The 14,159-nt window shown below is 28.0% G+C and carries 13 protein-coding genes, 1 tRNA gene and 1 pseudogene; 14 read left to right on the top strand and 1 reads right to left on the bottom strand.

Features of this window, described 5'->3' with window-relative positions; translation table 25 throughout:
- The first annotated feature begins 3 nt into the window (after positions 1-3).
- The 8 genes and pseudogenes from HLG78_RS03005 to HLG78_RS02970 all read left to right on the top strand — a co-directional run bounded on the left by HLG78_RS03005 (position 4) and on the right by HLG78_RS02970 (position 8,753).
- A tRNA-Ser gene (locus HLG78_RS03005) sits at positions 4-93 on the top strand.
- 19 nt (positions 94-112) lie between these two features.
- Complete coding sequence (locus HLG78_RS03000; RefSeq protein WP_231176137.1) at positions 113-1,102, top strand: LysM peptidoglycan-binding domain-containing protein; 990 nt, start codon at positions 113-115, stop codon at positions 1,100-1,102.
- Positions 1,103-1,237: 135 nt separating this feature from the next.
- A complete protein-coding gene (locus tag HLG78_RS02995) occupies positions 1,238-3,988 on the top strand; it encodes a transglycosylase domain-containing protein (RefSeq protein ID WP_231176136.1) in 2,751 nt (916 codons plus the stop codon).
- A gap of 638 nt (positions 3,989-4,626) precedes the next feature.
- A pseudogene (locus tag HLG78_RS02990) lies at positions 4,627-5,737 on the top strand (IS3 family transposase); the annotation flags it as partial.
- A 200-nt stretch (positions 5,738-5,937) separates the two neighbouring features.
- Positions 5,938-6,759 (top strand): nucleotidyltransferase domain-containing protein, encoded by an 822-nt coding sequence (locus HLG78_RS02985; RefSeq protein WP_231176135.1) that lies wholly within the window; start codon positions 5,938-5,940, stop codon positions 6,757-6,759.
- A 362-nt stretch (positions 6,760-7,121) separates the two neighbouring features.
- Complete coding sequence (locus tag HLG78_RS02980) at positions 7,122-7,397, top strand: transposase-like zinc-binding domain-containing protein (RefSeq protein WP_231176134.1); 276 nt, start codon at positions 7,122-7,124, stop codon at positions 7,395-7,397.
- A 59-nt stretch (positions 7,398-7,456) separates the two neighbouring features.
- Positions 7,457-7,978, top strand: a complete 522-nt coding sequence (locus tag HLG78_RS02975; protein WP_231176133.1) for a hypothetical protein — start codon at positions 7,457-7,459, stop codon at positions 7,976-7,978.
- Complete coding sequence (locus HLG78_RS02970; RefSeq protein ID WP_231176132.1) at positions 7,965-8,753, top strand: integrase core domain-containing protein; 789 nt, start codon at positions 7,965-7,967, stop codon at positions 8,751-8,753. Before HLG78_RS02975 ends, HLG78_RS02970 begins: the two co-directional genes overlap by 14 nt.
- A 48-nt stretch (positions 8,754-8,801) precedes the next feature.
- Here HLG78_RS02970 and HLG78_RS02965 read toward each other — a convergent pair whose 3' ends face one another.
- Complete coding sequence (locus HLG78_RS02965) at positions 8,802-9,824, bottom strand: hypothetical protein (RefSeq protein ID WP_231176131.1); 1,023 nt, start codon at positions 9,822-9,824, stop codon at positions 8,802-8,804.
- A 382-nt stretch (positions 9,825-10,206) separates the two neighbouring features.
- Here HLG78_RS02965 and HLG78_RS02960 point away from each other — a divergent pair, with 382 nt between their 5' ends.
- The 6 genes from HLG78_RS02960 (at position 10,207) to recA (ending at position 14,153) form a co-directional block, all read left to right on the top strand.
- Entirely contained in the window at positions 10,207-10,437 is a 231-nt protein-coding gene (locus HLG78_RS02960) for a hypothetical protein (protein WP_231176130.1), read from the top strand.
- Between the two features lie 154 nt (positions 10,438-10,591).
- Positions 10,592-11,257, top strand: a complete 666-nt coding sequence (locus tag HLG78_RS02955; RefSeq protein WP_231176129.1) for a hypothetical protein — start codon at positions 10,592-10,594, stop codon at positions 11,255-11,257.
- Between the two features lie 86 nt (positions 11,258-11,343).
- Positions 11,344-11,796 (top strand): hypothetical protein, encoded by a 453-nt coding sequence (locus HLG78_RS02950; protein WP_231176128.1) that lies wholly within the window; start codon positions 11,344-11,346, stop codon positions 11,794-11,796.
- A 25-nt stretch (positions 11,797-11,821) separates the two neighbouring features.
- Positions 11,822-12,373, top strand: coding sequence for an elongation factor P (gene efp / locus HLG78_RS02945; protein WP_231176127.1), 552 nt, complete (start codon positions 11,822-11,824; stop codon positions 12,371-12,373).
- A gap of 24 nt (positions 12,374-12,397) precedes the next feature.
- Positions 12,398-13,102, top strand: a complete 705-nt coding sequence (locus HLG78_RS02940) for a TraC-like domain-containing protein (protein WP_231176126.1) — start codon at positions 12,398-12,400, stop codon at positions 13,100-13,102.
- 25 nt (positions 13,103-13,127) lie between these two features.
- On the top strand, positions 13,128-14,153 hold the full coding sequence (recA, locus tag HLG78_RS02935; RefSeq protein ID WP_275670601.1) for a recombinase RecA: 1,026 nt from the start codon (positions 13,128-13,130) through the stop codon (positions 14,151-14,153).
- Positions 14,154-14,159 lie beyond the last annotated feature (6 nt).

The following is a 14,159-nucleotide window of genomic DNA, read 5'->3' as shown; positions in this document are numbered from 1 at the left end:
TTTGGAGAGGTGGCTGAGCGGTCGAAAGCACCGGTCTTGAAAACCGGCGTCCCCTTACGGGGACCGTGGGTTCGAATCCCACCCTCTCCGCCATTTAATAAATAATCTAATTATGTATATTAAAAAAAGACATAAAAAAAACTTATTGAATATTAGCATATCAACATTAAGCTTGCTAGTACTAACATATTTTGTAATATTTGCTGAAAATTACGAAACTCAACAAAGAAACCACTGAGTAAGTGCATTAAACATTAATATTCAAGACAACAATAATAATCAACTTATACCTCTAAGTAATATTATAATAGAGGGTTTTTCTGATAGGTTTACATATATTGTTCAAGAGTGAGATAATTTATCTTCTATAGCTTCAAGGTTTTGAACCACATCAGATAACATAAAAAATGTTAATGAGTTAGATAATGATACAATACAACCTTGACAAAAATTAACTATATCTCAGGAAGAAGGTATTATTTATGAAATTGAAAATGAAAAAAATTTAAAAGATTTTTCTAGTGATTATTGACTAGAAATTGATTCATTAATGTCTATAAATTACTTTTCAGATGAAGATACCCAACTATCAAGCTGAATGGAGATATTTATACCAATATCAAAAGATAAAGCAGAAGAGGTTTGACTAATAGAAGACGATGAAGAAGTGATTACGCCTGCTCCATCAGAACAAGAAACACAGTGGCAAGAACCAACTTCAAGGGATTGAGAAGTTGTTTCAAGCTGGTACCACAATCCTCAGGTAAATAATTGATTTTATCCTGGTCACTGTACATGGTATGTTGCAGATGAGCTTTTTGAAGGAGATAGGCCATGGTGATGAAATGCAAGAGATCGGTATACAAATGCTAGCAATGCAGGATATGAAGTTTGACAATCTCCAAGAGAATGAGCAATAGTAGTTATAAGATATTGAGCATGATATTGGAGAGCATATTGACATGTTTGAATTGTTGAAGAAATTGATTATTGAAACAATCAAATTTTAATAAGTGACATGAACTATCAAGGAAGATTTATAGTTACACAAAGACGAATTCCTATGGATGATGAAAAAATAACCTGATATATTTACTACTAATTTTAAACTCCTTCAAACATGATTTTCAACAAAAAAAATAATTTTAAAAAAACAAGAATTAGCAATAAAAAAAAGATAACAAAAAATGCTAAAACTAAAAAAAATAAAAGCATTTTTTGAAAAACAAAATTTTTATTGTTATTTTCTGTTGTAGTAATATTGATACCTTGAGTAATATCAGGTTTTTGGTTTTATAATAATATTTGGACTCAACTGCCAGAACTAGAAGAAATGGAAGATATTTCCTTTTCTCAAACAACAACAATTACAGATAGAAATTGAGAAATATTGTATGAGCTTTTTGAAGAAAATAGAGAATATATAGAATTTGATGAAATATCAGAACATGCAATAAATGCTCTTGTGTCTGCTGAGGATCAGCACTTTTGGACAAATCCTTGAATAGATATAACTGGGATTATAAGAGCTGCAATTCATGATATTACACACTTATGACAAGATCTACAGTGAGGTTCTACTCTTACCCAACAATTAATTAAGAATGTATTACTAACTGATGATAGAACTATTGAAAGAAAGCTTCAAGAAATAGTTTTGGCTGTCCAACTAAATGATTATTTAAAAAGTAGTATTCAAGAATCTTATCAATGATTATCAGAAGAAGAGCTTGATAAAAAAGTAAAACAAAGAATACTAGAACTTTACACCAACTATATATTTTATTGAAACAATGCATATTGAATAGAAGCAGCATCTCAAACTTATTTTGGGAAGTCTGCAAAAGACCTAGATATTATACAATGAGCAATACTTGCAAGCCTTCCAAGATCACCATGAGCTGTAAACCCATACAATAATACAAATGTATTAATGGGAGAAATCCAAGTAGAAAAAAACAATGAAATTATTGATAAAACTCCTGAGTTAAAAGATAGTATAATAAATGAAATATCTAACAAGCTTGAAAATTTTGATGATAAGCTTATTCAAGATACAAGAGATGCAGCAAATCAAATAAGGGAATTATTAAGATTTGAAACTACAATTGATAATCAAACATACAATATTAGATATAATATGTGAAGAACTGATATAGTCCTTATGAGAATGTATGATGATTGATATATAACTCAAGAAGAAGCAATAGAAAGTCTTATAAAATGATTGGATTATGATTTTAACAAAAGTTCTGTTGACATAAAAGCTCCTCATTTTGTTTTTTTGGTTATTCAAAGACTCCAAGAAGAGTTTTGAGCAGAAACACTTTTAAAAGGATGACTAAATGTTAAAACCACCCTTGACTATAAAAAACAATTAATAGCAAAAGAAAGTATCAAAGAAAACATGGAGGCTGTAGAAGACATGTGATGAAATAACTCATCTATGATATATATGGATTCTGAAAATTGAGATATTTTAGCATATGTTGGAAGCAAAGATTACTGGAATGAAGAAATTGATTGAAATGTAGATATAGTAAAATCTAACAGGCAACCTTGATCAGCCCTAAAACCATTTGTGTATGCACATAGTTTTGATGAACATCCATTTACTCCAGATACACCAGTATACGACATACCTATGGAAATTGGTTCAAATGAACCTCAAAACTCTGATTGAAATTTTCAATGATTAATACCTATAAAAGAAGCTTTAGCTCATAGTAGAAACATCCCTGCTATACAAATGTTTTTTGCATTATGAGAACAGTCATGAATTCTAGAATTATTTGAATGACTTTGATTTACTACATTTGATGAAGATAGAGATTATTGATATCCACTTGTAATATGATGATGAGAAACAAGAATGATAGATTTGGCCAATGCATATGCACATCTTAGTAGTTGATGACAGCCATGAGAGATTAATCCAATAAAAGAAATTAGATCTCCAAACTGATCATTACTTTATAGAAAAAGTACACAAACTCAAGAAAGAGTGATTAGTGCATGAGCAGCATACTTAACTAATGATATACTATCTACAGCAGAAAACATGCCACCAGCCTGGAGAAATAATTTCTATATGTCAGGTTTAACTCTTTGAACAAAGACATGAACTTCAAATATTAGAAAGGACTGAGAAATACTACCAAGAGATTGATGGTTTGCATCTTATACTCCATCCCGTGTATCTGTGTTCTGGGCTTGAAATACAAGAGGAGAAGCAATGGATCCTTGAACTTTTGGATGACGGATAAATGCATGAGCTTGGAGAAAGTTTTTTGAAACATTACTTGAAGAAGAAAAAATAAGTGATGAAGACTTCCAAGAAGCAGGTAGTAGAAGCACATCTATATCTAAAATTACTTGAAAAAAAGCCAGTTCTGATACACCAACAACATTAATATCAAATACAAGATGAAACATCAGAAATATGCCAGAAGAAGAAGATACTAGTATACAGTCAATTCAAGTAGATTGACTATGTAACTGACAAATACACGAATATACTCCTGAATCTGATATAGAAACTGCTTACATAATATCACCAGAATCAGTACTACCAAACCAAAGAGACTTCAAAGATATAAATAAACGATGGGAAGAAGAATGAACCGAACAGTTTTCACAAAATCTTTGAAGAACTGTTTTACTAGAAGAACCTTCTCAGTATTGTGAAGAAAGAGAGAAAATACAAGAAATTTGAACAATAGAAGTTAACTGACAAGTAGAAATAAATGATGAAGAAATAGTTATACATTATGATATTGAAAGTCCATTTGAAATTAAAAATATGGAGATGTTATTTTGAGACAATATTATAAAAGAAAAAGAACCTAATGAAAAAACAGTTCAATGAGAATACAAGTTTTCAAAACCAAGCTGAGAAGATGGTAGCTTTGATGTTACAATAAATGCCACAGATGAGTTTAATTATGAAGATAGCTGGGAAGATATAGTAAATTTATGAAATCAATAAGTTTTAATAAAATTTAATAACTTATATTAAAAACTATTCACAACACTAGAAAACAAAAAATTATTAATAAGAGTCTACTTAAAATTCTGTATTTTTATATTTATTTATACTGTAAACAGGCTCTAAAAAAATAAAGATACAACAAATAACTATACTCAAACAAGGAACTCTTTATTTTATAATTAGAAAAAACTCCTCTAATACAATTAAAATCCTAATATTAACATAATTTTAAAATGTGGATAGCTCAAAACAAAAGCTTCCACATTTTTTTAAAATTATACAAAAAAATATTTGTAAAGCTCTAAAAAATAGAAAGACCCTCCCAAAGATTGTAACAAAGTTGAGGAGGGTCACCCTAGTCTTGTCCGAAACATTGATTTTATTATAAAAAAAGCTATAAGTATAGCATTTAAAATAATAAAATATATTTAAATATGGAAGGAATTAATGTAAAACAGATATTAGAAATAATACCTGATGAATTTATAGAAAAATTAGAAAAAAACTATAATGGACCCAATCTCTGGACCAGTATTTAAGGTGGATAGTTAACAAAATTGTTGAAAATTAGGCATAAGAAAATATTATAAATTAAATATTGTCTAGAGAGATTTAATTTATAACAAATCAATATTATGGGAAATAAGAGAAATAAGTACAGTTCCAAATTTAAACTACAAGTCATTACTGAACTTATACATGGTCATAAAACTCAATCTCAAATAACCAGCGAATATTGAGTCCATCCTAATCAACAAAACAGATGGAAACAACAATTTATAGAAAATGCTGAAAGTATATTTGACGACAAGAGAGAAAAAAACAATAAGGATAAAGAAAATGAAAAGCTAATTGAACATTTATATTCAAAATTATGAAAAGTCACTATGGAAAAAGAGTGGCTGGAAAAAAAAATTGGAGAATTACCTAACATATTCTGAAAAAATTAAATTAATAGAAAAGGATAACAAAGAAATATCTATTAATAAACAATCTGAATTATTATGAATATCTAAATCGAGCTTATATCATGAAAAACAGGTGTCAGATAAAGAAAAACAAATTATGGATAGAATTGATGAAATATACACAGAACATCCATATTACTGAAGTAGAAGAATTAAACACCAACTAAAAAGAGAGTGATTTAATGTTTGAAGAAAGAAAGTCAGTAGTCTTATGGCAGAAATGTGACTAACAGCTATATACCCTTGAAAAAAAACAAGTATACCTAATAAAGAAAATGAAAAATATCCATACTTATTAAGAAACCTAGAAATCACAAGACCAAATCAAGTATGGGCAACAGATATAACATATATCCGTTTAAAACATTGATGGGTTTATTTGGTAGTAATAATTGATTGGTATAGTAGAGCAATACTATCTTGGGAATTATCATTAACACTAGAGTCAGAATTTTGTATAAGTGCACTAAATAGAGCACTTGCATTATATGAACATCCAGAGATAGTTAATTCTGATCAATGAAGTCAATTTACAAGTGTAAGATATACAAACAAACTAAAAGAAAATGGAATAAAAATAAGCATGGATTGAAAATGAAGATGGATAGACAACATTATAGTAGAGAGAACTTTTAGGACTATAAAACAAGAAGAAGTATATATATATGATTATAGAACTCCATTAGAAGCATATAATTGTTTGCAAGAATATATTGATAAATATAATCAAGAAAGACTTCATTCGGCATTAAATTATAAAACTCCACGAGAAATATATTGATTATCTAAAGACATCAATATATTTAATACCACTGTCAATAGAGCACCATTTATTTATAATGTTTAATACAAATAAAATGTCACTACCTTAAATAAATGCATAAACTGGTCTTGAAAAAGGGTCCACTTATGTTTACAATGTCATTGGACTTCACAAGTAAGGAATAAAATTTTTTATTTTTCTAACACTAACAAACTATGATCGTGGAACAAAACATTAAATTCGAAACATTTGAGAAATTACCTGAAAGTCTGAAAGGTTTTTTCAAAACAATAAAAAAAGAGCTTCCAGAAATACTCCCCGATATTCTCGTTGGTATTTATGTTTATGGTTCAATATCATATAACGCTTTTGACCCTAAAAGAAGCGATGTTGATGTTGCAGCAATAATAAAAAGAAAACTTAATGAGGAAGAGATACAAAAGCTAACAAATTGGTATCAAACAAAACAAATGAAATCAAACAAGTGGATTAGTCGTTTAGAAATGGACTTTATAACATTAGAAAATATTACCACTAATATTAGCAATGATACAGAAACCACTCGTTTTGCTGGAAATAAATTAAAGGAAAAGGCGAATATGGACGGAGCTATTATGGATTGGGAAAATATAAGATCATGTGGAATTGTTTTGTACGGAAAAACACCTGATTCTTTTATTCCTGAAATCAACGAAGATTCTTTATTTGAAGCACTTATTGATAAGTTTGAGAATCTCAAGCAAAATATTCCTAAATGGCAAAACAATGATCTATGGAGTCAGGTGTTTATAGTAACTCAATTATGCAGAGTAATTTATGCTCTTGAGAATAATGGAAAACCAATATCAAAAAAACAAGCTACTCAATGGTGCAAAGAAAATTCGCCTTTTCAATTCAAAGATATGATTTCATTTGTTCTTCAAAATATAAACGCAGGTGGTGAACCAACCGTAAAAATAGTTTCAGAAAATTTGCCAGCTTTTGTAGCATACATAGATAAGCTTTTTTCTGAAAAAACGAAAAATCAAAAATTTTAACAATTTGTAAAAAAAGTTCATAGACAAATGAAAAATAAGGAAGGAATTTTTAAAAAACAGCAAGTATAACACTGAGTATCCGGTTCCGCAAAATGGACTCAATTAATTTTAAAAGGACTGTCCATTTTGTTCCACCCAAATTTTTGCCTGAATGTGCATATCTGAATGTCTTCCAATTAATAAACGAAAGTGCTAAAATAAATATAAATACTGAGAAATCCGGCAAAAAACTTCGGATACTCAGAAACGTAGATATTTCACTTTAAAAATATAATAAAATAAGGGATAATTAAACAAATGTGTTGATAAAATTAAGGGTTTTAGTAGTATAGAACTGTTTTTAGCCCTTAATTTTTATTATAATGAAAAAATTATGTAATAAATGTAATAGAAAATGAATAGTTAAAAATTGAAAAAGATCAGGTGTGCAAAGATTTTTGTGTAAATATTGTTGATATGTATTTGAACATGGAAATTATAAAAATAAAAAAAATTTAAATTCTGAGGAAATTTTTGAAAATTTTGTTAGAGATGACCTAAAATATCGTCAAATGTCACAAACTTTAGATCTATCTATAAGAAGTGTTCAAAGAATTATTGATGCTGCACCTTTTAAAAAAACTATTGTAATTTTATAAAACCTTGTACAGTTATAATTCTTATAGATACAACTTATTTTTGAACTAAGTATTGATATATGATATTTAGAGCACGATTTCCTGCAACTTGAGAATGAAAAAATCTACTTTGGTACAAAGTAGATTATGAAACAAATTATATGTATAAAAAATGAATAAAATATCTTCAAGATAAGTGACGAAATATTATTTGAATAGTTTGTGACTGAAGAAGATGATTGCTATGAGGATTCTGAGATATTCCAACACAAATGTGTCTAACTCATCAAAAATGAATAATAAGAAGGTATCTTACAAATAAACCTAGGATAGAAGCTAACAGAGAATTAAAAGAAATAGCAGATGATATATGAAAATGGAGCGAAGAAATCCTATATATACGATTAAAAGATTGGCACAGAAGAAATAAAGAATGGCTTTTTGAGAAAAATGAGAATAATAATTATAGACACGAGAGAACTATTAAAGCATACAAAAGTATCAAAAAGAACTTACCTGTAAGATTATATAGCGTTGTTAAAAATAATGTGTATACAAAATACTATTTATTTGATAACAAACTATGTAATGAATATACATAAAAATACAAGACTAACACCACTCCAGAGAAAAGAGGTCTGGGAATACTATAAAAGATGAATGAAGCCTAAGGATTTACATATTAAGTTCAATGTATCATTGCCTACCATATACAAGATAATAAAGAGAGCAAGAACTCAAGAGTTTTTACCAAGAAATTCTATCAATAATAGATTTAGAAACATTAGGCGATGATTACTTAGATTAGCTAAAATAGAATCTAAGATAATAGAAAAGAAAAACAAAGAAGCTAGAAGATACAATAAAAACTACCCTTGAGAAATGATGCATTTTGACACAAAAAAACTACCTCTTATAAGATGAGCAGCAAACAAAAAGTCTGAATACTTATTTGTATGAATAGACGACTATTCTAGAGAACTTTATGTAGCTATAATGCAAGATAAGACACAAGTATCTTCGTCTATGTTTCTTAGACAGGTAATAGATGAATGTCCTTACACTATTGAGTGTGTGTACTCAGATAATTGAGTTGAGTACAAATGAAATGATAAACATGAATTTGTTAAAGAGTGTGTAAAAAGCTGAATAAAGCAAAAATTTACAAAAGTTAGAACACCAAGAACAAATTGAAAAGCAGAGAGGGTTATAAGAACATTAATCGATATGTGGCACAGTAAGGAAGTTTTTAAGTCATCAGAACATAGAAAAATGTCTTTAAAAAGATTTGTAAATCGATATAACACTGTAAAGCCACATAAATGACTAGATAATAAAACTCCTTATGAAGTTATTGAAAAGTTCTATTACTGATAATTTTTTAACAACGCTACCTTTTCTTACAATTAATATTGTAATAAATAATTATAATTTTTCTCTAAACCATCTGTGTTCAACAAAGAAATTTCAATTGTCATAGTATATATAGGTACGAGTAGATGATACATTGTCTTCATTAACTTCAATCACTTCAATAACTTCTCAATCCATAACTTTGTTGAGTTCTTGATCTCAAATATAGTTTTCTAAAAGTTTATAAGTATCATTAATTCTATAATAAATCTGACTTCATTCAAAATGTGGTGTAATTTCTAACCATTTGTTTCAAGAACTTTCTTTCAGAGAAAATCTTGCTAAATTTATTTGTTCTCTAAAATTATAACTTACTTCATCTGATTCTAATCTGTATTGTTCATCCAATAAATACTGTACAATATAATCAAAGTCACTGACTATTTCGTGTCTATCCTGATTGTATTCGTATACATCTTGCTGAGTAAAATCATCCATATCTTTTTCCATATATTCATCTTCATACAAGGTTGTGGAAAGTCTTTGGGACACTGTTTCTCTTACTGTTTCTCTTTCTGACCTATTTAATAAATGTGGCTCAAAAGCAAAATTTTCATAACCATGCCTTATCAGATCTGCATGAACACTTGTTGCTGTGTTTATATTTAATTCGTCTCACACACTATCCAAGGTAATTGAAGCTGTAGGATTTCCTCTAACATTTCCAATTAAATTGTTTTCACCAATCCTTGCCCTAACAATTATATCTTTGTAATTAATATTTCAAGAATAGAAAGTATCTACCTCATCTCTTAGCTCATCAACATTAATTTCAAACTCTCATCTACGATCCGTTTCTGTAGAATATCCAATTCTTTGTCATCCAACTGATTCAAAAACTAAAGTTGCATCACCAGCATTGCCACTTGTTTGCAATTTTCCAGTTATTTTTTGGGGATCATCACTACTAGTTGATGATCAATCACATCAAGTTAATGCTAAAAAAGCAGCAAGTGAAGTTGCTTGTATAAATCTATTAATAGCTCAATTTTGTGGTTGCAAATTTATGTTTCCCGGTTTTAAAAAATTTTTCATTTAGAAAAATTAAAATTAAAATTTTTGTTTTTATAAGCACAATAAATAAAAAGTCAATTTTAAAATATTAATTTATATATTAAAACTGACAATTTTATTTTTGGAATATTACTGACATTTCTACTTTGCTATTGTATGTTTACAATAACTATTGAAATATAAAGATTTTTTTGTATACATTCTTTTGTTTATAAGCTAATTTTATTTATATGAATAGCTTTGATATGATTGCCTTTATCTTGAAAAACTACCAATACTGATATCTAAATAATCAAAAACCAAGTATTTTCAAAAATATTTGATTTTTATATAAAATATTGATTTGAAAAATATTATGATTATACATATAAATGCCATTTTATAAAACACAAAGGAGAAAAAAATGGAGTTGTCAATTTTTGAGTTGTTTGCAGTTGTATTTTTATTATTATTATTTTTGTTTGTAGCTGCAAAAGTTATGGCACTTTGTCTGGAAGTTTTCTTAAGAGCAAAATGTGAAGCAAAAAAAGAACATCTCCCTGGTGATCTTGAAAGACAGCTTATGAGAGTAGAATTTGATGAAAACGGGAGGGTAGAAAGCTTCGGAATAAAAAGACGGCCAAGACAGTATTAATGCTTTGATAGCAGTAGAAATTCTACTTGACATCCCTGTGTAATCTACACAGGGATTGTTTTTAACAATATTATTAAATCATAATAATTTGTTGACATTTTTAATTAAATGATTATTTATAAAATAATTTATTAGTATAATACAAATTTAAAAAATGAAAGATTATGATTTTCCAAGAAAAACAAATTTGATAGAATCTGATTCAGAAGATATAACTTGTTTGATAAAAAAAGGATGAAGCACTTTCAAAGAACTGCTTGCTGAAACTAATCTAACCAAAACAGAATTGGAAAATATATTAGAACAGCTACTAAAAGAAGGTAGTATAATTTTTGAAGATGGTTTATATAAAACCAATAAAGATGAAACAGAAGATAAAATAGTAAATTCTTTAGAAACACCTCCAGATGAATTTGAAGTGGAGATCTTTATCTGAAAGAAATGAATTTCATTTGAAAAATTGATGCAATTAATGAATTTAGAAAGGTCAGATTTAGAAAAAATACTAAAAAAGCTAGAAGAAGAAGGAAGAATAAAATACGAAAATAATTTGATAAGGCAAGTAACTCCTAGCGAAATTTTAAAAAAATATGGAATTCCTATCAAGAATTATATTCAATTTGTATGATGAGAAAAAGAATATATTACAGCAGAAGCAGTAGAATTTGTTATATCTAAACAACCTAATTGAGTTTCATTTGTAGATTTGCAAGGTTTTTTTATTGCTGAGGTAAGAGACCTGGATGCAAAATTGGAAAAATTATTATCAGAATGAAAGATTAAATATGAAAATGGTTTGTTTTTGCTATCAAGTTGTTAAAATTTTTGTTAAAAAAATATATTGAACTATTTTTTTTTATTGATATAATTAACTGAAAATTATTTATTAATAAGTTTTTAATTAAAATGAGAAAAATACTATTTTTGCTTATATTTATTTTATTTCAACCTTTGGTTTATTCTGACTGATTTTTAATAATACCTCAATCTGGTGAGGATGATGATGTTAAAGAAGCTGTGGAAGAGGTTTGAAATCCTGATAGAGGAGAAGGCGAGAATGTACGGTCAAAATACAATGAAAAAGCTTGAGAGCTTAGTTTATGATGACAGCTTGCTTCATGAATAATGACTTGGGACACTCTTATAGATTTTTCTGCACATCTTGTTAATTTTATGTCACAATTAGGTCTTGTAATTTGAGCAGTTATGATTATATATTCAGGGTATATCTATGCAAGTAGTGTTTTTACCTGAAACTCTTCTCAGGGGGTCGAACCGGTTAAGAAAGCTATTATATGAATTTTAATTATAATATTCTCTTATGCTATAATGAGAACAGTCACGTTTATGTTCTTATAACATTTAGATTTAATTACAGACAATTATGAAAATAGAAACATCAGATATAAAAAAATGAACAGTTTTAAAAATAGATTGAAAGCTATATAAAGTTGTTGATATATCTCATACTCATACTTGAAGATGAAGTGCTACTTATTGATTTAAAGTAAAAGATATAGTAAATTGAACTACTAATAATTTTTCATATAAATCTTGAACTAATCTTGAGAAAGCAGAAGTTAATACAAAAAATGCAATATTTTTGTATTCTGATTGAGAAAATTATTCTTTCATGGAAAATGATACTTCTGAAATATATGATATACCCAAAGAAAAAATAGAGGAAACTGTACCTTATTTGAAAGATAATCTTGATGTATTTTTAATGATATATGAATGAGATGTTATCTGAATAATACTACCTCAAACAATAACTTATAAAATAATAGAAACAGTTCCTTGAGTAAAATGAGATAGAGCACAAGCATGAAAAAAACCAGCAAAAGTAGAAACTTGAATGGAGGTGATGGTGCCTTTGCATGTGGAAGAATGACAAGAGGTGATGGTAAATACAACTACAGGTCAAGTGGGCTAAATTTTATATAAAAAGTTTCTTTGGATGGCAGAACTTAATAAAGAGAAAGAAAAAATCAATAAATGAAAAACTGATGAATTGTATAATACCCAGACAATGCTTAATTTTTCAGAAATAAGAGGAAATACGATAGTAATGAAAGATTGATGACTTAGGGCTATAATAAAAATTTTTTGATTAAATTTGGATTTGAGGAATTATGATGAACAACAAATTGTAATAGAACAATATAAAAGGTTTTTGAATTGATTGGAGTTTCCTGTACAAATCATAGTTCGTAGTACTTATCTTGATCTTACTGATTATATAAATTATATATCAAATAGAGTAAGTCAAATAGAAAATGAGGTTTTGAAGCGACAATGACAACAATATTCTAAATTTCTTAATGATATAAATTCAAGGCAAGGGCTGATTTATACTAAAGAGTTTTATATTGTTGTACCTTATTATCAAGATTGAGATGAAACAACAAATGTAAGTAGACCTTGGTGGAGAAAGTTAATGGATATGCTTGATAGTAAAGAAACTCCAGAAAAAATAATGCAGAGGTATAGAAATTTTACTCAAAATAGAAAAAATTTGGATACAAGGTGTAATATGGTAGAGGAGTGATTGAAATCCTTTTGAGTATTTTGTGAAAGACTAGGTGCAAGTGATATTATATCATTGCTTTTTAGAGTCTATAATCCAAATGCTCATAAAGAACAAGTAGAAAAACCTCATTAAAATTTAGTTTATTAAAGTTTAAAAAATGGATAATAAAAAACATGAAGCAATTCAGGAAGCAAAAAAAACAATAGAAAAAGAATTTTGAAAATGATCAATTATGACTCTTAGTGATAATGTTGATTATTGACAGGTAAATACATTTAGTAGTTGATCTTATGTTATTGATACAATACTTTGATGATGATATCCTCATGGTAGAGTAATAGAAATCTATGGTCCAGAAAGTAGTTGAAAAACTACTTTAGCATTACAGGCAATAGCAGAAATTCAGAAAAAATGAGAATTTGCTGCTTTTGTGGACGCAGAACATGCTCTTGATCCTAAATATGCAAATAAATTGTGAGTAGATACAGATAATTTACTTGTTTCTCAGCCAGATTTTTGAGAGCAGGCCTTACAAATAGCAGAGGAACTAGCAAAAACATGAGCAATAAAACTTATAGTTATAGATAGTGTATCAGCATTGGTTCCAAAAGCAGAAGTTGAATGAGATATGTGAGATTCTCATATGTGATTGCAAGCAAGACTTATGTCTCAATGATTAAGAAAGTTAGCATCTATTTTATCTAAGACTTGAACTACAGTGATATTTATTAACCAGATAAGAAGTAAAATAGGAGTTATGTTTGGTAATCCAGAGACAACTTCTGGTGGTAATGCATTAAAGTTTTTTGCATCTCAAAGAATAGAGATAAGAAGGTGAGAAAAAATAGAAGAAAACAAAGAACAGATCTGATATAAAGCAAAAGTAAAAATTGTAAAAAATAAAATAGCTCCACCATTTAAAAATGCAGAGGTTACTATAAAGTTCAATAAGTGAATAGAAAAGACAGCAGATTTGATTGATGCTGGAAGTCATTTTGGTATCATTTCAAGAAATTGAGCTTTTTATTCTTTGCTTGATCAGAAAGTTCAATGAAAAGATAAACTTGCTAAGCTTTTGGAAGAAGATAAATCAATAAAAGAAAACTTAGAACAACAAATTAAATCTTATTTACTTGAAGAAAGGAATTGAAAATCTTGAGAAAGTGATGAGAATATAGAATAATTTAGT

Origin of the sequence: Candidatus Absconditicoccus praedator (genome assembly GCF_021057185.1) — a bacterium.
Lineage (GTDB): Bacteria > Patescibacteriota > Gracilibacteria > Absconditabacterales > Absconditicoccaceae > Absconditicoccus > Absconditicoccus praedator.
This window is presented reverse-complemented; position numbering and strand designations above follow the sequence as displayed.